Below are 20,673 nucleotides of genomic sequence, written 5' to 3'. Positions count from 1 at the left end.
CTCCTATCCGAGTGGCCGGTTATCGCGCACACCGCGGTAGATACCGCGCCGCACGATCCACGGCATGAGCACACGTTCGACCAACCGGGCCGGGACCCGGAAGGGACGGCCGTTGGGCGCGAACACTTCCACGCCGTCGGATTGGATACCGATCACTGATCCCCACCGCCGGCGCGGCGGCCGATAGGCCCGCAGCGGCCGGCCCGCAGGTTCGGACCGGATGTTATGCGCCAGAATCACATCCGCGCGATTCCGGGCCGACGAACGCAGCGGGTCGGTGGCTGCGACGTCACCGACGGCGAACACACCTCGGTAACCCGGGACCCGCAACTCCGGGGTGACCTTCACGAAACCTTCGGCGTCGAGCAGCTCCGGGGGCAGCCAGTCGGTATTGGGACGTACCCGTCCGATCGTCCACAGCACGGCGTCGGCCACCGCCGGCGGCTGGCCGGTGCTCCAGTGCACGGGCGCACTGGTGATCGCGTCGCAGTCGAAGCCATCGGGCACCACCGCCCGATGTCCCGGGTGCAACCCGACACCGGAGCGAACCAGCCTGCGCCGCAGGTGCTCCCACGTTCGCGGGTGGTGCTGCGGTAGCGGACGCTCCCCGGGGAAGTACAGATCGATCTGCTTGTCGGGCCAGTGCGCGGCCAGGTTCGCCGCCGCGCTCACCGCGGCCGCTCCACCGCCGATCACCATCACCGACCCGGCATCGGCGAGCCGGTGATGGCTGGCGGTCAGGCCGGCGGTGACGTCGATCGCGGACTGCAGTTGTGGCCGACGCCAGAACCCGTTGCTCACCCCGGTCGAAATGACCAGGGAGTCATAGGGTTCCGCGACGGTGGTGCCATCGGCGCGCTCGGCGTAGACGATCCTGCCGCGCAGGTCCACGTCGGTCAGCCGGGCCTGGATCATGCGGACCCCGTCCAGCCCGCGGTAGCGGTGGAACGGGACCCAGTAGTCCCGCGCCCACTCGGCGGGCCGAGTCAGTCGCACGCCGAGTTCCTGGCCGCTGACCAGACCGGGATTGACCGAGATACCCACCACGTCGGCGAAGCGGGCAAGCCGCAGCGCGGTGAGCAACCCGCTGTCGCCGAGGCCTGCGATGACCACCCGGGGCCGAATTTTAGGGGCGCGGACCGGCCCGGAGCTCACGTGTTCGTCCGACGCGGCGGGCGCGGCAACAGCCGGGGCACCCGGTCGATGACGTCCTGATACTGCGGGCGGCGCTGGAGGCCGCGCTTCTCCATCAGCGGGATACTCGCGCCCAGGAACATCGCCAGCATCACCGCGACACCGACCAACAGCCACCACCACTGTCCCGGAGCAGCCGCGATGCCGAACAGCGCCATGGAGAGCCAGAATCCGAGCTCGCCGAGATAGTTGGGGTGCCGCGACCACGCCCACAGGCCCTGATCCATCGGGGTGCCCGGGTGGGCGGCGACGAATCGGCGCATCTGGGCGTCGGCGACCAGCTCCAGGGTCACCGCGGCCATGCCGATGACGAAAGCCGGCCAGGCCAGCCACAGGACGCCGTCGCCGGGCCGGGTGCAGGCGATGTAGACCGGCAGCATGCCGACGAACACCTGCAGCGTCGGAAACAGGTGGATGCCGAAGAAGTCGATCAGGAACTCGAACCGCGGGGCGGCCTCCCGCAACAACGGGTAGCGCCAGTCCTCATGATGCAGACCCGGGAAACCGATCGCCCAGTTGCGGGTCAGGCGAATCGCCCAGTAACCCATCACGATTGCCATCAGCCAGGTGCGCACCGAGCCGGGCCCGCTGATGCCGATCGGGCCCTGCCACCACCAGTAGGCCAGCAGCAGTGGCGGGATCACGCTCCAGTAGGCGTCGTAGAAGCTCGAGTTCCGGTAGGCCCGGCTGAACACGAAGATCACCACGGTGGCGAGCACGTCGGCGATCAGGGTGTCCAGCCACAGCCGGCCGGTGGCGGGGCCCCAATACAGCCAGGCGGCAGCCACGGCGATCGCGGCCGCATACGCCAGCGTTACCAAGACCAGTGAACGGCCTCTGCTCATCTGCGCGAACCTAACACGATGCGGCCTGCCGCCTAGTCGTATCGTGACTCAGATGAGCACCGTTTCTGACGAGGATCGCGTCGCGGATCTGGCCCGCACGGTCGTGACCGAGCACAACCCCAAGGAAGTTCCGCTGCCGGAGTTCCTCGGCGCCTGTTACGACGCCGGGCTGTCCTGGGTGAACTTCCCCGAGGGCCTCGGCGGCCTCGGGCTGTCCCGCGGACTGCAGTCCGTGGCCGACCGCATCCTGCAGGGCGCCGGCGGCCCGGTGCCGCTGGGCCTGAACCCGATGGGCTACGGGATGGCCGCGCCGACACTGCGCGAGCATGCCCAGACCGAGGAACTGAAGAAGTTCTTCCTGCGGCCGCTGGCCACCACCGAGGACATCTGGTGTCAGCTGTTCTCCGAGCCGGGTGCGGGTTCCGACGTCGCCGGCCTGGCCACCTCCGCGGTTCGCGACGGCGACGACTGGGTGATCAACGGCCAGAAGGTGTGGACCAGCCTGGCGCACAAGGCACGCTGGGGTCTGCTGCTGGCGCGCACCGATCCCGATGCCCCCAAGCACAAGGGCCTGAGTTACTTCGTGCTCGATATGCACGATCCGGGCGTCGAGTGCCGACCGCTGCGCCAGTTGACCGGACAGGCGGAGTTCAACGAGGTCTACATCACCGACGCGCGCATCCCCGATATTCATCGGCTCGGCGCGGTGGGCAACGGCTGGGCGGTGGCCATGACCACGCTGATGAACGAGCGCAGTGCACTCGGCGGCAGCGGCAGCCGGCGCGGGGCCGGCACCATCTCCGAGGCGGTGCAACTATGGGCGTCGCGTCCGGATCTGCACACCCCGGTGCTACGGGACCGGCTGACCCAGCTGTGGCTGCGCTCCGAGGCCCAGCGGCTCACCTCCGAGCGATCCCGGGTGTCGGCGGGCGCCGGTAGCCCCGGACCGGAGGCCTCGATCGGAAAGATGGTCGGCGCCGAGCTGAACCAGAAGATCTACGAGTTCTGCATGGATCTGCTCGGGCCGGAGGGCATTCTGTACCACTCCTACGCCCTGCACGGCGCGAACGACGACGGTGACTGGCGCGGGCCGATCCAACAGCGTTACCTGCGCAGCCGGGCCAACACCATCGAGGGCGGCACGTCCGAGGTGATGCGCAACATCCTCGGCGAGCGGGTGCTGGGGCTGCCCGGCGACCTGCGCGCCGACACCGGACCATGGAAAGAGGTCGCGCGTGGCTGAGTTCGAGTTCAGCACGGAGCAGCAGGCCCTACGCACCGCGGTGCGTAAGTTCTGCGCTGAGAACTTCGATGAGGCCGTCGTGCGGCGGCTGATGGAATCCGAACCGAGGTTCGATCAGGCGGTGTGGCGCCGGCTGGGATCCGAGCTCGGGGTCCTCGGCATGTCGGTACCCGAGGCGGACGGTGGTGTCGGCGGCTCGCTGGTGGACCAGGCCGTCGCCGTCGAGGAGTTCGGCGCAACACTGGCCTGCGGGCCGCTGTTCGGAACGGTGTACCTCGCCATCCCGGCTCTGGTCGCCTGCCCGGCCGGGGGCGCCCGCGACGAACTGCTCGCTGCGCTCGTCGACGGTGAGCGCACAGCCGCCTTCGAGGCTGAGCCTGTCGTCGCCGCCGACGGGAAGCTGACCGGCACCGCCCCCCGTGTGGTCGACGGGGCCGCAGCCGATGTGCTGTTGATCGCAGGCACCGGATCCGAGGGTCTGGGGCTCTACGCGGTCGATCTGAATGGCCCAGGGGTACAGCGCGATTCGCTGGTCACCATGGACCTGACCCGGCCGCAGGCCCGCATCACGCTGGACGCCGCTCCGGCTACTCCGCTGGCCGGACCCGGCGAGGCCGACCGGGTGATCACCCATGCCGTACAGGTGGGTTCGGCGCTGCTGGCCGTCGAGCAGGTCGGCGCCGCCCAGCACCTGCTGGATCTATCGGTGGACTACGCCAAATCACGGCTACAGTTCGGCCGCCAGATCGGCTCGTTTCAGGCCATCAAGCACAAACTCGCCGACATGCTGGTTGATCTCGAGCATGCCCGGTCGACGGCGTACCACGCGGTGTGGGCGCTCAGTGACGCCTCTGACGACCCGGCACTGGCGACCGCGATCGCCCAGGCGGTGAGCTCGGCGGCCTTCAGCCGGATCGCCGCCGACACCATCCAGGTACACGGCGGTATCGGCTTCACCTGGGAACACCAGGCGCACCTGTACTTCAAGCGTGCCGCCACCGACGCCGCACTGCTCGGCAGCGCCGAACATCACCGGGCACGGGTGGCCGACATGGTGCTCGACACCGCGATTGCACAGAGCGGCGCGGTCGCGGTCGCCACCGGCTAGTCACATTCGATACGGCGCCAGAGCGGTTGCCTTGGTGCCCGCCTCACAGCGACAATCGGCCCCGGTGCGCTCAAGTGTCGCTCTGAGGCGGACACATAGGTGTTCCATTCGCCGCTGGGCCAGCACGCTAGGCCAGCACGCTAGGCCAATACGTCGTCGATAGCGCGATAGATGCGCTGCTCACTGACCGGCCGCGGGGTGCCCAACTGCTGTGCCCACAGACTGACCCGGAACTCCTGGATCATCCAGGCGATCTCGCGCACATCATCGCCGCCGGCTCGGGTGGGTGAAATGGCATGCAGCAGTTCGTCATAGGCATCCTGAACGGCGCCGACCCGCTCCATCCGCTCGCGATCGGCGGCGAGGGCATGGGGAAGGCGCTCCAGGCGCCGGCTGATAGCGGTCAGATACCGCGCCAGATCACCCATCCGGGCGGCGCCCGCGGCAGCGACGAACCCCTTCGGCGTCAGCGCCGCGAGTTGAGCCCGGATATCGGCGATGCCATCGGCCTGGGCCGCCGGAGGTTTGGCCGGAACCGCCACCTCGACCTCGCGCAGTGCCGCCAGCACCTTCTCGACCCGGCCGACGATATCCGTCGCCGCCGGGGGCAGGTCGCTCACCACCCGCTGACGCAGTGCGGCGAAGTCTGCTCTGGTCCACACCGGCGCCGGAGCCAGCGCGTCGATCGCGGCGTCCGCGCAATCCTCCAGCAAGGCGCCCAGCGACCCGTCGGGATTGGTGCCCAGCATCAGCCGGGTGCGCATATCCAGTTTCTTCTCCAACGCCTTCACCGGCGACGGGACCGCCAGTCGCAACAGCCGGCGCAATCCGGGTCGCATGGCGGCGTCACGATCGGCCTCGGTGGCGAACACCCGGACATCGACTGCCGAACCCGCATCAGCCAGACCGGGAAAGCCACGCACGAGATGCCCGTCGACCATGCGTTCCACACTGCGGGGCAACTCGTCGAGATCCTCGGGCCACGAACGTATTCCGCGTCGCTCCCAGTCCCCTGCCACCGCCTCGGTCACCGCGCGCTGGGTGGTTCCGGCAAGTGTGGTCTGCAGGGCGGTGAGGTCCTTACCGCGAGCGACCTCCGAACCATCGGGTGACTCGACGGCGAAGGTCACCCGCAGATGCGCCGGCAACTTGTCGAGGTCGAATGCGTCGATGGGGACCAGAATCCCGCTGCGGCGATGGAGTTCGCGCTGGAGGGCCTCCAGTAGCGGCTCCTGACCCGGATTCAACGAACCGAGTACGAGCCTGGCGGTATCCGGCGCCGGAACGAAGTTACGTCTCAGATCCTTCGGCAGAGACTTGATCAACGCGGTAACCAGTTCCTCCCGCAGTGCGGGCACCTGCCAGCCGAACTGATCGCCGCCGAGGCGGGCCAGGACTCCGACCGGGATGTGCACGGTGACACCGTCATCGGCGGCAGCCGGGTCGAACCGATAGCTCAATGGCAGCGCGAGATCATCGGCCTTCCAGTGGTCCGGCCGGTCCGCATCCGCATCGGCGACGCGCATCAGATCGGCACGGGTCATGGTCAGCAGGTCCGGGGTCAGGTGCCGCTGCTTCTTCCACCACCCATCGAAGTGCCGCGATGAGACCACCTCCGCGGGGATGCGGTCGTCGTAGAACTTATGGATCTCGGTGTCGGTGACCATCAGGTCACGCCGCCGGGCACGCTCCTCCATCTCGGCGACCTCGGCCCGCATCCGGACGTTGTCGGCGAAGAAGTGATGGCGCGTCCGCCACTCGCCGTCCACCAGCGCATGCCGGATGAACATCTCCCTAGCCTCCACCGGATCCACTGCCGCGTAACCGATCTGGCGGCGGGCGACCAGCGGCAGACCGTAGAGCGTCACCCGCTCGAAGGCCACAACCGCACCCCGTTGGGCATCCCAGTGCGGTTCGCTGTAACTGCGCGCAACCAGATGCCCGGCGATCCGTTCAATGGTGTCGGGGTCGATCCGCGCGGCTATCCGTCCATAGAGCCTGCTGGTCTCCACCAGGTCGGCGACCACGATCCAGCGCGGCGGGCGGCGGGTCAGCACCGAGCCGGGGGCCAGGACGAACCTGGCGTTTCTGGCTCCGGTGTATTCGCGGGTGTCACCTTCGCGCAGACCGATGTGGGACAGCAGTCCGGCGACCAGGGCCGCGTGCACCCGGGCCGGATCCGCGGGCTCGGAGTCACCGGACTCCCGGATTCCGATATCGCGGGCGATGCTGCGTAACTGCCCGGCCAGGTCCTGCCATTCCCGGACCCGCAGGTAGTGCAGGAACTCCTCGCGGCACATCCGTCGGAAGGCGCTGCCGGACAAAGCTTTCCGCTGTCCACGCAGGTAGCCCCACAGGTTCAGGTAGGACAGGAAGTCGGACTGCTCGTCGGCGAACCTGGCGTGCTTCTGTCGGGCCGCCTCCTCGCGGTCGACGGGACGCTCACGCGGATCGGGAATCGACAGCGCCGCGGCCAGAACCAGCACCTCGCGGACGCAGCCCTGACCATCGGCCTCCAGAATCATCCGGCCCAACCGCGGATCCACGGGCAGTTGCGCCAACCGCCGGCCGATATCGGTGATGGCGCCCGTGGTGTCAAACGCCCCGAGTTCCTGCAGCAGTTGCACACCGTCGCGGATGCTGCGTTGGTCCGGCGGATCGAGGAACGGAAAATCCTCCATGTCGCCGAGATGCAGCGCGGCCATCTGCAGCATCACCGCGGCCAGATTCGTCCGCAGGATTTCAGGATCGGTGTAGCGCGGCCGGCCCTCGAAGTCAGCGTGCGCGTACAGCCGGATACACACACCCGGAGAGGTCCGGCCGGACCGGCCGGCCCGTTGCGCTGCGGAGGCCTGTGAGATGGGTTCGATCGGCAGTCGCTGCACCTTCGTGCGGCGACTGAAGCGGGATATCCGGGCGGTGCCCGGGTCGACGACATAGCGGATGCCCGGGACGGTAAGCGAGGTCTCGGCGACGTTGGTGGCCAGCACGATTCGGCGGTTCAGATTACTGGTGTTCGGCGTGAACACCCGATGCTGTTCGGCGGTGGGCAGCCGCGCATAAAGCGGGAGCACCTCGGCTGTGGGCATCGCCGCGCGCACCGCCTCGGCGGTATCGCGGATCTCGCGTTCGCCGGACAGGAAAACCAGTACGTCACCGGGGGGCTCGGTGGAGAGTTCCTGGAGAGCGTCGATGATCGCCTCGGTCTGATCGCGGGGTTCGACCCGGACCACCTCATGATCGGGATCGTCGGGATCTTCTGTCGAATCGACGATGTCGCCACGATCATCGGCAGGCAATTCCAAAGGGCGATAGCGGATCTCGACCGGAAAGGTGCGACCGGAGACCTCGATGATCGGCGCACCGCCGAAGTGGTCGGCGAACCTCTGCGGCTCGATCGTTGCGGAGGTGACGATCACTTTGAGATCCGGCCGCCGTGGCAGCAGCCGGCGCAGATAGCCCAGCAGGAAGTCGATATTGAGGCTGCGTTCGTGCGCTTCGTCGAGGATCAGGGTGTCGTAGCGCAACAGCCGTCGGTCGCGCTGCATCTCAGCGAGCAGGATGTCGTCGGTCATCAGCTTGACCAGCGTCCGGTCGCTGGCCTGGTCGGTGAATCGCACGGTGTAGCCGATCGCGCCACCCAACTCGACGCAGAGTTCGTCGGCGATCCGCTGGGCCACTGTGCGGGCCGCCAGCCTGCGCGGCTGGGTGTGCCCGATGGTGCCGCGGATACCCCGTCCCAGTTCCAGACAGATCTTGGGCAGCTGGGTGGTCTTGCCCGAACCGGTCTCGCCGGCCACCACCACCACCTGGTGGTCGCGGATGGCGGCGGCGAGTTCCTCGCGGCACGCACTGACCGGAAGGTCCGGGTAGCTGATGGCCGGCACCGTCGCGACGCGGGCGGCGATCAGTTTCTCCCCGGCGTCGAACTGAGCTGCCAGGCTTTTCCACTGCTCAGCGCTAAGCGGTCCGCGCAACGACTTGAGCCGCCTCCCGAGCCGGGCGGCGTCACGCAGGCTCAGCAGGTCCAGCCGGGCGCGCAGTGCGCGTACGTCATCGCGGGGCTGCTGGGACACTGGTACCAGGGTAGTGACCGAGAGATGGAGTGCCCATGACGACTGCGCTGATCGTCGGCGGCCTGCTGCTGCTCGGTCTGGGTCTGGTGGCCAGTCAGTTGTTCCGGCTGAAGGACTGGCTCAACCGGCAGCCGCCGGTCGAACCGCAACCCGAGGAGCCCGGCGACAGCTAGCGGGGTGGGTCTCCGCGCCAGGTGAAACTGTTGACGTACTTGCCCATGTCCTGGGCGATCTGGAGATTGGCCGGTGACGGCGGACCGGGTCCGAAGCTCGGGGTGAACTCGCGGAACGGGCCAGCGGCGCCGGCGACCAGGGCGAGATCGTTCTTGACCGCGACGATGATGATGATCCGCACCCGGCCGGACTCACCCCCACCCGACATGGTGTGGAAGTCGGCGACCTCTCCGTAGCCGAGGTGGTAGCCGACCGTCGCATTGGGCAACTCGTAGGACTTGACCGCACCGGGGAAGGCTTCGTTGAGCAGCGTCTCGGCGATGGTCCGGGCGTTCCGGCCGGTTGCCGGCTGACTGAACAGCCGCAGGGTGCCACCGTCACCACCGACCCACTCGGCGGTGACCCCGTTGGCTTCGGTCTTGACGGTGTACGCGGCGCCGGGTGCGGGATAGGACACCGAGAACGAGCCGTCGGCGGCGGTGAAGCGCGGGTTGGTGGCCACCGGCTGGCCGGTCGGCGGCCGGCCGCAGTCGGGCGGGCAGACGTACCGGGTTGGCACGTCCGGCACCGCCTGGTCCACGATGGCCAGGGTCATCATCACCGCAACCAGGGTGAGCACCCACAGTCCCACGGTGATCACGTAGCGCGGTCCGCGGGTGCGCTTCGCGGTGTAGCGCCCGGCCGGTACGGCATAGCCCTCGAATGAATCCGGCTGCGCCACCTGCTTCATCGGTTCGCCGATCGGACCAGCAGGATGCCTTTGAGGAGGTTGAGCACATGGGGACTGCCCAGTCCCGTCACCATGTCGTAGCCGGCGTGCGGGACGGTGATGGCATTGCCGCCGAGTTGGATGTCCCGGAACGCCGGTGCGGCCGATCCCTTCGCCACCGCGTAGAGGTACGGGTTGAGATCACCGAGCGGATCGGCGCCCTGCTCCTTGAGCACCTGATTCATCACCGCGGCCAGTCCCGCCCAGACCGGAGTCGCCTGGGATGTGCCGCCACCGACCGTAACCTGCTGGAGCAGAACGAATTTCACGCCGGTGAACGGGTCGGCGACGGCGGCCACATCGGGCACCATCCGCCGGGCCTTGGAGGCGCCGCCGGAACCGGTCGCTTGCCAGGACGGCCGGCCGAACAATGTCGACGCGCCTCCGGCGCTGCCCTGGGTGAGCGGCACGTCATACCAACCCTGTTCGGCGAGGTAGCCGCCCTGGGCGTCGGTGGACAGGGTGGTGCCACCCACCGCGGTGATCTCCGGGATGGACGCGACCGCATCGACGCCGACGTCATCCGGGCTGGGCGGGTCCGACCAGTTGTGCCCCCCCTTGCATTCCAGACCGGCAAGGTCGCCGGTGGCGTCGAATACCGTCGTTCCGTGCTGGTGGGCGGTGGCGATCGCGCTGCGCACCGGCGCGAGATCGGCTGCGGTGAACAACCGATCGCAACCCCACCCGATGGACAGACTCCAGATCGCGCCGGGGAACTGCTGATCTACCGACTTCATCAGCGTGCCGAGTCTTTCGAAGGTGCCGCCGGACTCCACTGTCGGTCGGGCGTTGACCATCACCAGTCGGGCATCCGGTGCAACCGCATGGATGACCTGAAGGTCCATGGTGGATTCGCCGGTGATCTGAGCGGGCATGCCGCCGACCACCTCGGGAGTGAACTTCGGCACGTTGAACCACTCGGCGAAGGTGTCCATATCGGCCTGCCGGAACCCGTCGAAGCTGAACACCACCACCGTCTGGCCCCTACCGGTGTACCCGGATTTGGTCAGTTCGTCGGCACCGTAGGCCTTGGACACCTGGGTGGGCAGCAGGCCGCCGTCGGGAACGTCGCGCGGAGGCGTGGGCGGTAGGCCTTGGCGGGGATCGGTATAACTCAGGATCCGTCCGAACTCGGCGACCTCATCGTGAGCGGCGGACGGGACCGTCGGCTGCTGCGGAGAGGCGTAGAAGAGAACACCCTTCGGGCTGCGGTAGTCGTGCACGACGACCCCGAGTGCATCGGCGATCGCGGCCGGAGCGCCCTCCAGGATTGCCCAGTCATCACCCTGGCGCCAGCGCACCGACAGTTCGTGAAGTTGCGCCCAACTGTTCAGCCGAACCGGTTCATCGTCGTCGCGCAACGCCACGGTCAGTTGGATCCGCGGTTCGCGCGCCGGGCCCAGATCGGTGGAGTCCGAGAGCAGACGCGCGTAGGGCCCGTCGATGTTCCGAGCCGGTTCCGGATCCCATGGCCGGTCGGCGCCGAGCAGTATTCCGGCGACGGCAACCGCCGTCAGCGATGCGGCCAGCACCGCCCGGGAGCGCTGCACTTCGGTCAGATCGCGATGGTGAGCTGATGAAAGATCAGCGGGGCTATCTTGTCCGCCATGTAGGCGTGCCCGGCGTCATTGGGGTGCACGCCGTCGGACCCGATCAGATCGGGGCGGCCGACGAACCATCCGTCCGCGATCGGGTCGATGAACGCCGCGCCGATCCGGGCGGCCTGTTCGCGCAGGCTGTCCCGGATCTTGAGTACCGGCGGCGGCGGGCTGGCAGTCGGCCACGGCGGACCGATCACCAGGAACTTGGCCCCCGGTGCCGCGTAGCGCGCCAGGTGGAAGGTCTCGGCGGCGTAGCCGGAGAACTTCTGCGGATCCACCGGTTGGTCGTTGCGGGAGCCGAAGAAGATGACCAGGGCGTCGTTATTGCGAACCGCCTGTGCGGTCAGGTCTTCGAAGATGCTGCCGCGGCTGCCGCGCTGGCCATAGCCGGCGCCCCCTTCGGCCGCGACATCGGCGTCGATCGGCACGCCCTGCCTGGCCAGTAACTGCCAGGCGATCTGCGGCCACGACCTCAGTCCGCTGCCGCCCTCGTCGGTTCCGGCGGTGTAGGAATCACCGATCACCGCGATCCGGGGTGGATCCGCGCTATGTGCGGGCGCGGCACCCAGGACAGCCGACCACCCGACGCCGACCACGGCCATGGCCGCCGCGCCGACCCGAAAGATCGCCCACTTGAGTCTCACCTGCACCTCCAGCCCCAAGGGTAATCCGCTGGGGCCGCACTCAGGCGGAGGCGCGCGATAGCCCCCCACTGCCTTCTACGACCCTGTCCTCGACGGCCTGCAGGCGACCGCCGGCCGGGGGCCGCGCACCGCCACCCTTGACGTCCCGGTGGTCGACCATCCGCCGCATCCAGCGCCGGGCGGGTTCCTCAACGAATCTGAACAGCGCCGCCGAGGTCACCAGCGCGATCGCGATGAGCCCGATGACAACGATTTTCATCCCCCACATCGGCAGCGCGAGCCTGTGTTCCTGCGCGATCCAGTTCCAGATGGTGTGCACCGGCTCGTGAATCATGTAGAGGCTGAACGAGATCTGACCGCCGTAGATGAATGGCCTGGTGGACAGCAGCGCCGGCAGACTGCCCGCACCGATGGCCAGCGCCACCACCAGTGGCATGAACAACACCGCGAGGATGCCGCCGGAGTCGACCATCCCCGCGATCGGGTGGGCGTCGTAGTAATACAGCCCCCCGACGATGACGGCAAGGATCAGCAGCGAGGCGTAACCGGCCACCCGGGTGCCCCGCTCGGAAACCTGCAGCCGCCGCACTGCCGCACACGCCAGCGCACCCGCGGCGAACTGCGTGAGGATCCGCGGCACCCAACTCCAGGGTGTGTAGAGCACCCCGTTGGCCAGGAGTAGCAGCGTCGGGGGCAGGGCCGCGGCGGCGGCGAGCATCAGCAGGGTGCGGGCCCGCGATACCCGGGCGATCCGGAAGACAAGAAGTATCAACGGTGCGAAAAGCAGGTACGCCAGCCATTCCGCGCTGATCGACCAGGCCGGTCCGTCCCAGCTGGTGTCGTCGAAGAACGGCGCGTACCAGAGTTGGACCATGAAGAGCTGGCGCAGGTAGCTGATCGCCGTGAACTTGTCGACGTCGGGGGACGGTGTGGTGCCGACGTGCAATGTGACGATGATCCACAGCGCGGCGATGTGCATGGTCACCAGATAGATCGGGAAAACGCGGGACAGGCGCAGCCACAGGAAGTGCAGCGTGGCGCGCAGTGAGAACGCCTGCCCCATCCGGTCGATGTAGTTCCACGTCAGAACGAACCCACTGAGGATGAAGAACAGGTCGACGCCCTGTGCGCCGGCGTTCAACAGCGGCGCCAGATCATCCTTCAGTCGCGGCGAGGCCTCCCACAGCAGCGGCCGGAAGTGGAACAGCACCACCCACAGCGCCGCCACGATGCGAAGCCCGGTCAGCGCCTTGATCTCCCCGGTTCGCACACCTGACGGTAACAGCGGGCAGGTGCGCGAGCCGGGATTGGCGGGCGGCTACAGAACGTCGAGGATGTCGTTCTTGAGGGCTTCGGCCTGGGTGCCGAACACCGCCTGCACGCTGCTGCCCACCTCGATCACACCGGCGGCGCCGAGGGCTTTGAGCCGGTCGTGATTGACCTTGGAGGTGTCGGCGACATCCATCCGCAAGCGGGTGATGCAGGCATCCACGTTGACCAGGTTCTCCCGGCCGCCGAAGGCCGCGATCAGTTGCTCGGCCTTGGTATCGGCTCGCGCCGGGGCGGTGGCGACCCCAGCCCCGGTGGGGATGGCCGTCGGGGCGTTGGGGCCCTCACTGAGGTTGGCCGTCTCCTCCTCGTCGAATTCGGATTCGATCTCGCGGCCCGGTGTGCGCATATTCCACCTGGTGATCACGAACCGGAACAGCACGTAGTAGAGGACGAAGAACACCAGGCCCATCGCGATGAGCAACGGGACGTTCTTGGCGGCCGGAGCATTGCCCCACAGCAACAGGTCGATGAGCCCGGCGGAGAACGAGTACCCGAGGTGGATGTCGAGCACGTAGGCGATTGCCAGCGAGAGCCCGGTCAGGATCGCGTGCACGATATAGAGCGGGAACGCCACGAACATGAAGGAGAACTCCAGCGGTTCGGTGACACCGGTGAGGAATGCCGTCAGCGCGGCCGCCGACAGGATGCCGAAGGCGACCTTCTTCTGCCGGGCGTTGGCCACGTGGATCATCGCCAGGGCAGCGGCGGGAAGGCCGAACATCAGGATCGGATAGAAGCCGGCCGTGAGCCGCCCGGCCGTGAGATCGCCGGCGGCGAACCGGCTCAGCTCGCCCGTGACCGTGGCGCCGCCACTTGGAGGGGTGAAGCTGCCGTAGATGAAGTACACGTAGGAGTTCAGAATGTGATGCAGCCCAAGGGGAATCAGCATCCGGTTGGCGAAACCGAAGATGAAGGCACCCAGCGCGCCGGCGCCGCCGATGAACTTACCCAGACCAGTCAGTCCGGCATCGAAGATCGGATAGAAGTAGCTCATCGCGAAGGCCACCACCAGGATCGTCATCGAGACCGCAATCGGCACGAATCGCCTGCCGCCGAAGAAGCCGAGATACGACGGCAACTGGATGGTGTGGTACCGGTCGAACAGCACCGCGGTGATCAAACCGACCACGATGCCGCCCAGCACGCTGTAGTTGATCTGGGCCTGACCGCCGGAAGTGTCCACCTGTCCGGCAAGCACGAATGGCGACATCGTCTTGAAGACCGCCTGCATCACCAGATAGCCGACCACCGCCGAAAGCGCGGTGGACCCGTCGGCCTTGCGAGCGAAACCGATCGCCACACCGACGGCGAACAGCAGAGCGAGGTTTTCGAACAGCGCGCCACCGGCAGCGCTCATGGCCTGGAAGAACGGACCGATCACCGGTGCCTTGATCTTGCCGAGCAGGTCGTCCTGGCCCAGCCGCAGCAGGATGCCGGCTGCCGGCAGCACGGCGATCGGCAGCATGAGGCTCTTGCCGAGGCGCTGCAGCTGTGCGAACCCAGGAATCTTCAGACCGGATTTCGATTGCGCGCCTGTGGCTTTGCTCATGGAGCGGAAGCTTAGACCACAATCCATCCACGTCGAGGGTGGTTTTTGCCGCAATGATGCGACGATCTCTCTATCCTTTGGACAGCCGAACTAAGGAGCCCCTTTGAGCACCACAACCGTCCTTGCCCCCGTCGAGGGGCGGGCCGTCGCCCTCGCCGACGTTCCCGATCCGGTCTTCTCCGGAGGAATGGTGGGTTACGGGGCTGCCATCGACCCGCCACAGCAGGTGGTCGACGCGGTGGCCCCGGTCAGCGGCAAGATCCTCAAGCTCCTCCCGCACGCCTACGTGATCATGACCACCGACAACGTCGGTGTGCTGGTGCATCTGGGTCTGGACACCGTGCAGCTCAATGGCGCGGGCTTCACCACCCACGTCGCCCAGGGCGATACCGTGACCGCCGGCCAGCCGATCATCACCTATGACGTGCCCGCGATCATCGCGGCGGGAATGAGCCCCATCGTTCCGGTGGTCGTCATGGACGAGCGTGATCCGGCCAATGTCACGGTCAGTGAAGCGGTGACCGCCGGGGCAGGAATAGCCACCGGCGCAACTCTTTTCACCGCTGATAAGTAGGAACAGATGGAAGTCGTCATCCTCAATGACCCGGCTGAGATCGGCCGGGTGGCGGCCGACACCATCGAATCACTGTTGACCCGCAAGCCGGATGCTGTGCTGGGGTTGGCCACCGGATCCTCGCCACTGGCCATCTACGACGAACTGGCGGCGCGCTGCGCCCAGGGACAGGTGTCGTTCAAGAACGCGCGCGGATTCACCCTCGATGAGTACGTCGGGTTGCCACCTGAGCACCCCGAGAGCTACCGCAACGTCATCGACTCGGTGTTCGTCTCGCGGGTGGACTTCGCACCCGGGGCGGTGGCCGGCCCGGACGGTCAGGCAACCGACATCCCGGCCGCCTGCGCTGCCTACGAGCAGGCCATTCATTCGGCCGGCGGTATCGACCTTCAGATCCTCGGGATCGGCACCGACGGTCATATCGGCTTCAACGAACCCGGCTCGTCGCTGGCGTCGCGCACAAGGATCAAGACGCTGACCCGCCAGACCCGAATGGACAACGCGCGGTTCTTCGACGACAACATCGACGCCGTCCCCACCCACTGCCTCACCCAGGGGCTCGGCACGATCATGGCCGCCCGGCATCTGTTGCTGGTGGCCACCGGGCACAACAAGGCCGAGGCCATCCATCACCTGGCGGAGGGACCGGTCAGCGCGATGTGGCCCGCCACGATCATGCAGCATCACCCGCACGCCACCGTCCTGATCGACGATGCCGCAGCGCGGCGGCTGCAACTCGCCGACTACTACCGCGAGACCTACCGCTGCAAACCGGATTGGCAGGGCATCTGAGGTGCTGCTGACCGCCGGAACCATCGCTACCGGCTCAGAGTTGTTGCGGCCCGGATGGATTGAGGTTTCCGGCGCGACGATCACCGCAATCGGGGCTGGAGTCCCGAGCCGCCGTGCCGACCGGGATCTGGGCGCGGTGACAGTGGTGCCCGGATTCGTCGACACCCACGTCCACGGCGGCGGCGGCGGAAGCTTCTCCGGTGGATCGAGGGGTACGGCAACGACGGTCGCTCTGCACCGCAGGCACGGAACCACCACGATGGTGGCCTCGCTGGTGACCGAGAGCCCCGACGATCTGCTCCGGCAGGTGACCGAACTGGCGGGCGAAGTCCGAGACGGGGTGATCGCCGGAATCCACCTGGAAGGTCCCTGGCTGGCCGTTCAGCGCTGCGGTGCGCATGACCCCGTGTTGCTGCGGGATCCCGACCCCGCTGAACTGCGGCAGGTTCTGGATGCCGGCGACGGCACTATCAAGATGGTGACACTGGCTCCGGAGCGCGCCGGCGCGATAGCGGCGATCGCGACTCTGGTGGACGCCAATGTGGTTGCGGCCGTTGGTCATACCGAGGCCACCTACGCCCAGGCCCGGGCCGCGATCGCGGCCGGAGCGACGGTGGGCACACATCTGTTCAACGCGATGCGCCCGATTCACCACCGCGAACCCGGTCCGGTGATCGCCCTACTCGAGGATCCTCGGGTGACCGTCGAGGTGATCGCCGACGGTGTGCATATCGACCCGGCGCTGTACCGCCACATCACCGGCAGCGTTGGTGAAGACCGAGTCGCACTGGTCACCGATGCGATGGCTGCAGCGGGGATGTCCGACGGCGCCTACCGGATCGGCCCCCTTGCGGTCGATGTCACCGACGGGGTGGCGCACCTGTCCGGTACCGAGACCATCGCCGGCAGCACCGCCACGATGGACCGGCTGTTCAGGTTCGCAGTGAGTCGCAGTGAACTACCGCGCGATGAGGCCATGATGCTGGCGGTGCACCAGTCGTCGGTCAATCCGGCACGCGCACTGGGGCTCCCGAGCCCACTGCTGGTATCTGGTAACAATGCCGATCTCGTGGTTCTCGACGAAGATCTCGCGGTGGCGGCGGTGCTATACCGCGGCGCGTGGGTCTGAGGAATCTCGGGCGCCTAACGATTGCGTTGTAGCTCGGCAACATCACTGGCAGGGCGGGGTCCAGATGTGTTCTCGTGGAACAAATGAAACCCACAACCCGGAATTTCGCCCTGGCCGTCGGAGCGGCGGCCGCGTCAGCGATCGTCGCCATCGGTGTGCCCTTGGCGATCGCCGCGCCCACCGCTGCGCCCCCTTCCGACGGCCAGGGCTACATCGACTCCACTGCCAGGTGCACCCTGCCGGATAAGGCAGTGCTGTTCGGCACCACCGACACCTCGCGGGTCGCGATCTGCAAGACCCCGGCCGGCGCCTACGAATATCGCGGCGTTCGGGTCAGCGACGGCGCCAAGCTGGTGGCTGCCGCGACACAATCCGGCGCCGACACCTACGTCGTCACGAACGATGGCGCGACCTACACGGTCACCGCGAATGCGCTCAGCGTCACTATCGGTGGTAAAACCGTGCGCACCGAATCCTGGGTCGACTTCCACGGCGCCCCGGCGCCGGCGAGCGCGTCGGGAAAGACGAGCTCGGTGCCGAGCACCTCGGCGTCGCCGACCGCCACCTCAACGGCTACGCCGTCGACGTCGGGAACCGCCGCACCGTCGACACCGGGCCTCGCCACACCGTCGGCAACCGCGAGCAGCGCACCGCAGACCGCCGCGCCCAGCACGGGCGTACCGCTGCCGCCGCCGCTGCCCGCTGAGGCCGGGGGCAGCACCTCCTCGGGCCGCTGAGTGGCCGATCACAGCATCGTCCTGCTTGACGGCGCCACCGCCGCCACCCTGGCTCAGGTGCTACCGCTGCTGTTACTGACGCTGGCCGTGGAGGCCCGGCGAAATCAGTTGCACCGCCAGATCACCCGGGTGAGACTGGCTGTCTTCTTCACCGGCTTCGGCCTGATCGAGACGATCTTGGTGCTCTCGATCGACGGGAGCCTCTACCCATTCCAGTGGTTCGACGCCTTCTCGGCGCTGATCATCTTCTTCCTACTGGGTATGGTCTTCCGGCTGTCGCTGATGGACGCGCCGGAGGATCAGACCTAGCTTCGCGGCCCTCCCGCGGGAGGGCTCGAACGGTCCTGACTAGGCGCTGAGGTTGATGCCGAAAACACCTGCGATCGCCTGTGCCCACGACAGCGCGACCACCAGGCTGGCCGTCGTGACCAGACCCACGTTGGCGGCGATGGGCAACCCGATGGCGTTCACCAGACCGCCGATCAGATCACCGGCGATCATCTGCTTCACGCCCCCGAGGAAAAGGCTGACGCTATAACCGGGCAGCGAAGTCAGGAACGCATTGGCGACGTCGGCGGTCGGAAGCAGCCCCGAGTAGTAGCTGGCGGTGCTGTAGGAGATCGCGTTGGCGACACCGGTGACGAAGTTCTGGATGCCGGTCAGGACGCTGTCAGGAGCCGGCAATACGAAGGACGCCGGGTTCGGCAGTTGGATGCTGGACAGTGCCTGCTGAATGCCGGACAGTTCCCGAACGACAGATCCGGTTGGTCCGAAGTCATTGATGAAGTCGGTGATCCCCTGGCCGATCCCGTTGAACACCCTGATCGCAACCTCGAGCGGATCGACCTGGGGGAACAATCCGAACGGCACCAGGACGTTCGCGGGCGGCTGGCCACCGGATGGGTAGCCGTGGGCCGCGTCGCCGTAGCCGAGGTCCACGATCGCCTTGAGCACCGGCTGGACCAGATCGGCGATCGGGTTGCCGATCAGCGGGATCGCCCGCACCGGCGCCAGCAGTGGCAGGTCCTCGGTCGGCATGAAGAAGTAGTTCTGTTCCGTCGAGGTCGGCGAAACCGGTAGCGGGATCGCGTCCAGAACCTGCTGAAGGGTCGTGCAGTACGTCCTGCAGTTGGGGCCCGGGGCGTACTTGGTGTGGACGAGGGCCAGCCCGAGACCGGCGTTGATGTCGGCCAGCAGGTTCAGCGGGTAGCGCGGGAAGTCGGCGAAGCCGTCGTACTCCAGGGTGTAGTTGGTGGTGGCATAGGCGTCCGCGGGGGTGGCCTCGTAGAACGGGATGCCGAGGCTGGGCAGAAACAGCGCCGGCGCGTACGGGGTCGCGGTGAATCGGGAGAGGAAGCCGCCATTGGGATTCAGCTCGTTGCCGACGAGAACGAAGTCGACGGTGTCGATGATATTGGTCGGGACGTTGTAGGTGACGCCGCCGGTCGTGTACCCGCTTTGCAGCAGCCCGGAGATGATGGCGCTCTGGGAGTAGCCGAACACCGTTGTCGGAGTTCCGTCATGTAGCGGTGTGAGCGTCTTGTACAGAATCTGGATGCCCTGGTCCACCGAGGTGTTCAGCGGCAGGCTCTTCACCCCGGTGATCGGATAAAGGCCCTCGGGGGTGAAGATGACCTGCGGTTGCGGGTCCTCGTAGGGCGGCTGCGGTGGGGCACCGCTGGACTGGCGCACGTAGTAGTTCATCACCTTGGCTACGTACTGGTCGGACGGGATCGGCACACCGCTGGGCCCCATGATCACGGGCTGGGTCAGTGCGGCCGCAGCCGGTCGAGCCACCGCCGTTTGGGCCACCGCCGTTTGGGCCACCGCCGTTCGGGCCACCGCAGCACCGCGACCCGACGCTGCCGCGGGCCGCCGGGTCACCTGCGCGGCCGCCGGCCTGGGGGTCCGGGCACGAACCGGTGCGGAGTGCGAAGATCGCCCATCGGCCGGCCCCGCCGACACCGGCGCGGACGGCGAGGAACTGTCCGCCCACGCATCCGCGTCCACGGCACCGAACACCGCGGCCCCGATGCCGAGAGCGACGGCCAGTCCCCCGACCCGTCCGACATACCGACATGCACTCACAGCGGACCTCCCTAGCAAACTGCGATGAAACTGAGCCGACAGTAGCCGACGCGCTGGCCCAGCGGAACAGCGGAACTCAGGACAGGTCTGCGACGGCCTCAAACAGGTCCCGCAGACCGTGCAGCGAATGGGCGGGCAGGAAGACATCGCAGTAGGGAAGCGCGGTGGCCATGGAGCCGGCCAACGGCTGAAACCCAGGTGCGCCGGCCCGCGGGTTTAGCCAGACCAGGTGTGCGGCGCGGCGCTTCAGTCGCGCCAGCGCATGGCCGAGCAACTCCGGCGGATCGCTGTCCCAGCCGTCGGAGGCGATGACCACCACCGCTCCGCGCAAGGATCTGCCGTGCGGCGGCGCCAGCAGTTCAGTGACCGCCCGGCCCAGGTGGGTGCCGCCGTACCGGTCGACCACCTTCTCATTGGCCCGGGTCAGGGCGACCTCCGGTGAGCGGTGTGCCAGCACCGGAGTCAGCCGGGTCAGCGTGGTGGAAAAGACGAAGACCTCCGGGCGAAAGCCTGCCCGGCGCAGCGCGGCCGCACGCATCAGATGCAGGTACACCGCCGCATACGGCTGCATGGAACGGCTGATATCGCAAACCAGCACGACCCGGCGGCGCCTGCGGCGCCGACGGGGACGGGCCAGATGCACGGGCTCCCACCCGGTGCTGCGTGAGGCACGGATGGTGGCGCGGAGGTCGATGCGCTTTCCGTTGCGATCCGGTGTCGCGCGCAAGGTGCGCCGCATCGGCCAACGGGCCAGACTCTGCTCCAGCCACATCCCGATCAATCGAAGATCTGCGTCGTCGAACTTCTCGAACGGTTCC

General features: G+C 67.5%; 18 protein-coding genes. 8 read left to right on the top strand and 10 right to left on the bottom strand.

Going from position 1 to position 20,673, the window contains the following annotated elements; genetic code table 11:
- Positions 1-3: 3 nt before the first annotated feature.
- Positions 4-1,125 carry an FAD-dependent oxidoreductase gene (locus ACR2JI_RS03925; RefSeq protein WP_526388303.1) on the bottom strand — a complete coding sequence of 374 codons (1,122 nt, stop codon included), beginning with the start codon at positions 1,123-1,125 and terminating at the stop codon, positions 4-6.
- 26 nt (positions 1,126-1,151) lie between these two features.
- Entirely contained in the window at positions 1,152-2,039 is an 888-nt protein-coding gene (locus ACR2JI_RS03920; protein ID WP_526388236.1) for a DUF1295 domain-containing protein, read from the bottom strand.
- A 52-nt stretch (positions 2,040-2,091) separates the two neighbouring features.
- Here ACR2JI_RS03920 and ACR2JI_RS03915 point away from each other — a divergent pair, with 52 nt between their 5' ends.
- A complete protein-coding gene (locus ACR2JI_RS03915; RefSeq protein WP_526388234.1) occupies positions 2,092-3,282 on the top strand; it encodes an acyl-CoA dehydrogenase family protein in 1,191 nt (396 codons plus the stop codon).
- Positions 3,275-4,390 (top strand): acyl-CoA dehydrogenase family protein, encoded by a 1,116-nt coding sequence (locus tag ACR2JI_RS03910; protein WP_526388232.1) that lies wholly within the window; start codon positions 3,275-3,277, stop codon positions 4,388-4,390. Before ACR2JI_RS03915 ends, ACR2JI_RS03910 begins: the two co-directional genes overlap by 8 nt.
- A 140-nt stretch (positions 4,391-4,530) precedes the next feature.
- Here ACR2JI_RS03910 and hrpA read toward each other — a convergent pair whose 3' ends face one another.
- Positions 4,531-8,466, bottom strand: coding sequence for an ATP-dependent RNA helicase HrpA (hrpA, locus tag ACR2JI_RS03905; RefSeq protein WP_526388230.1), 3,936 nt, complete (start codon positions 8,464-8,466; stop codon positions 4,531-4,533).
- Between the two features lie 35 nt (positions 8,467-8,501).
- Between hrpA and ACR2JI_RS03900 the strand changes: the two genes are divergently transcribed.
- The gene (locus ACR2JI_RS03900; RefSeq protein ID WP_526388228.1) at positions 8,502-8,639 is read left to right on the top strand and encodes a hypothetical protein; all 138 of its coding nucleotides are present in this window, start codon (positions 8,502-8,504) and stop codon (positions 8,637-8,639) included.
- On the opposite strand, the gene ACR2JI_RS03895 is transcribed toward ACR2JI_RS03900, so the two are convergent.
- The 5 genes from ACR2JI_RS03895 to ACR2JI_RS03875 form a co-directional block, all read right to left on the bottom strand.
- Positions 8,636-9,370, bottom strand: a complete 735-nt coding sequence (locus ACR2JI_RS03895; RefSeq protein WP_526388226.1) for a hypothetical protein — start codon at positions 9,368-9,370, stop codon at positions 8,636-8,638. The genes ACR2JI_RS03900 and ACR2JI_RS03895 overlap by 4 nt on opposite strands.
- Positions 9,367-10,959: a S53 family peptidase gene (locus ACR2JI_RS03890; protein ID WP_526388224.1), complete on the bottom strand. Its 1,593-nt coding sequence runs from the start codon at positions 10,957-10,959 to the stop codon at positions 9,367-9,369. Before ACR2JI_RS03890 ends, ACR2JI_RS03895 begins: the two co-directional genes overlap by 4 nt.
- A gap of 5 nt (positions 10,960-10,964) precedes the next feature.
- A complete protein-coding gene (locus tag ACR2JI_RS03885) occupies positions 10,965-11,612 on the bottom strand; it encodes an Rv0518 family GDSL lipase (protein ID WP_526388301.1) in 648 nt (215 codons plus the stop codon).
- An 82-nt stretch (positions 11,613-11,694) separates the two neighbouring features.
- A complete protein-coding gene (locus ACR2JI_RS03880) occupies positions 11,695-12,924 on the bottom strand; it encodes an acyltransferase family protein (RefSeq protein ID WP_526388222.1) in 1,230 nt (409 codons plus the stop codon).
- A gap of 48 nt (positions 12,925-12,972) precedes the next feature.
- Positions 12,973-14,535: a PTS transporter subunit EIIC gene (locus ACR2JI_RS03875; RefSeq protein WP_526388220.1), complete on the bottom strand. Its 1,563-nt coding sequence runs from the start codon at positions 14,533-14,535 to the stop codon at positions 12,973-12,975.
- A 103-nt stretch (positions 14,536-14,638) separates the two neighbouring features.
- Here ACR2JI_RS03875 and ACR2JI_RS03870 point away from each other — a divergent pair, with 103 nt between their 5' ends.
- From ACR2JI_RS03870 to ACR2JI_RS03850, 5 genes are all read left to right on the top strand, one after another.
- Positions 14,639-15,109: a PTS sugar transporter subunit IIA gene (locus tag ACR2JI_RS03870; protein WP_526388218.1), complete on the top strand. Its 471-nt coding sequence runs from the start codon at positions 14,639-14,641 to the stop codon at positions 15,107-15,109.
- A gap of 6 nt (positions 15,110-15,115) precedes the next feature.
- The gene (gene nagB / locus ACR2JI_RS03865; RefSeq protein ID WP_526388216.1) at positions 15,116-15,901 is read left to right on the top strand and encodes a glucosamine-6-phosphate deaminase; all 786 of its coding nucleotides are present in this window, start codon (positions 15,116-15,118) and stop codon (positions 15,899-15,901) included.
- Position 15,902: 1 nt separating this feature from the next.
- Positions 15,903-17,030, top strand: a complete 1,128-nt coding sequence (nagA, locus tag ACR2JI_RS03860; protein ID WP_526388214.1) for an N-acetylglucosamine-6-phosphate deacetylase — start codon at positions 15,903-15,905, stop codon at positions 17,028-17,030.
- An 83-nt stretch (positions 17,031-17,113) separates the two neighbouring features.
- On the top strand, positions 17,114-17,767 hold the full coding sequence (locus tag ACR2JI_RS03855) for a hypothetical protein (protein ID WP_526388212.1): 654 nt from the start codon (positions 17,114-17,116) through the stop codon (positions 17,765-17,767).
- Complete coding sequence (locus ACR2JI_RS03850; RefSeq protein ID WP_526388210.1) at positions 17,768-18,076, top strand: hypothetical protein; 309 nt, start codon at positions 17,768-17,770, stop codon at positions 18,074-18,076.
- A 39-nt stretch (positions 18,077-18,115) separates the two neighbouring features.
- Here the strand turns inward: ACR2JI_RS03850 and ACR2JI_RS03845 are convergent, their stop codons facing one another.
- The gene (locus ACR2JI_RS03845) at positions 18,116-19,855 is read right to left on the bottom strand and encodes a PE-PPE domain-containing protein (RefSeq protein ID WP_526388208.1); all 1,740 of its coding nucleotides are present in this window, start codon (positions 19,853-19,855) and stop codon (positions 18,116-18,118) included.
- A gap of 76 nt (positions 19,856-19,931) precedes the next feature.
- The coding region (locus ACR2JI_RS03840) for a vWA domain-containing protein (protein WP_526388206.1) at positions 19,932-20,673 on the bottom strand (742 nt) is incomplete at its 5' end.

This window comes from Mycobacterium sp. (assembly GCF_051006775.1).
Classification (GTDB): domain Bacteria; phylum Actinomycetota; class Actinomycetes; order Mycobacteriales; family Mycobacteriaceae; genus Mycobacterium.
The sequence above is the reverse complement of the archived record's forward strand: the minus strand, read 5'-3'. Positions and strand labels throughout refer to the sequence as shown.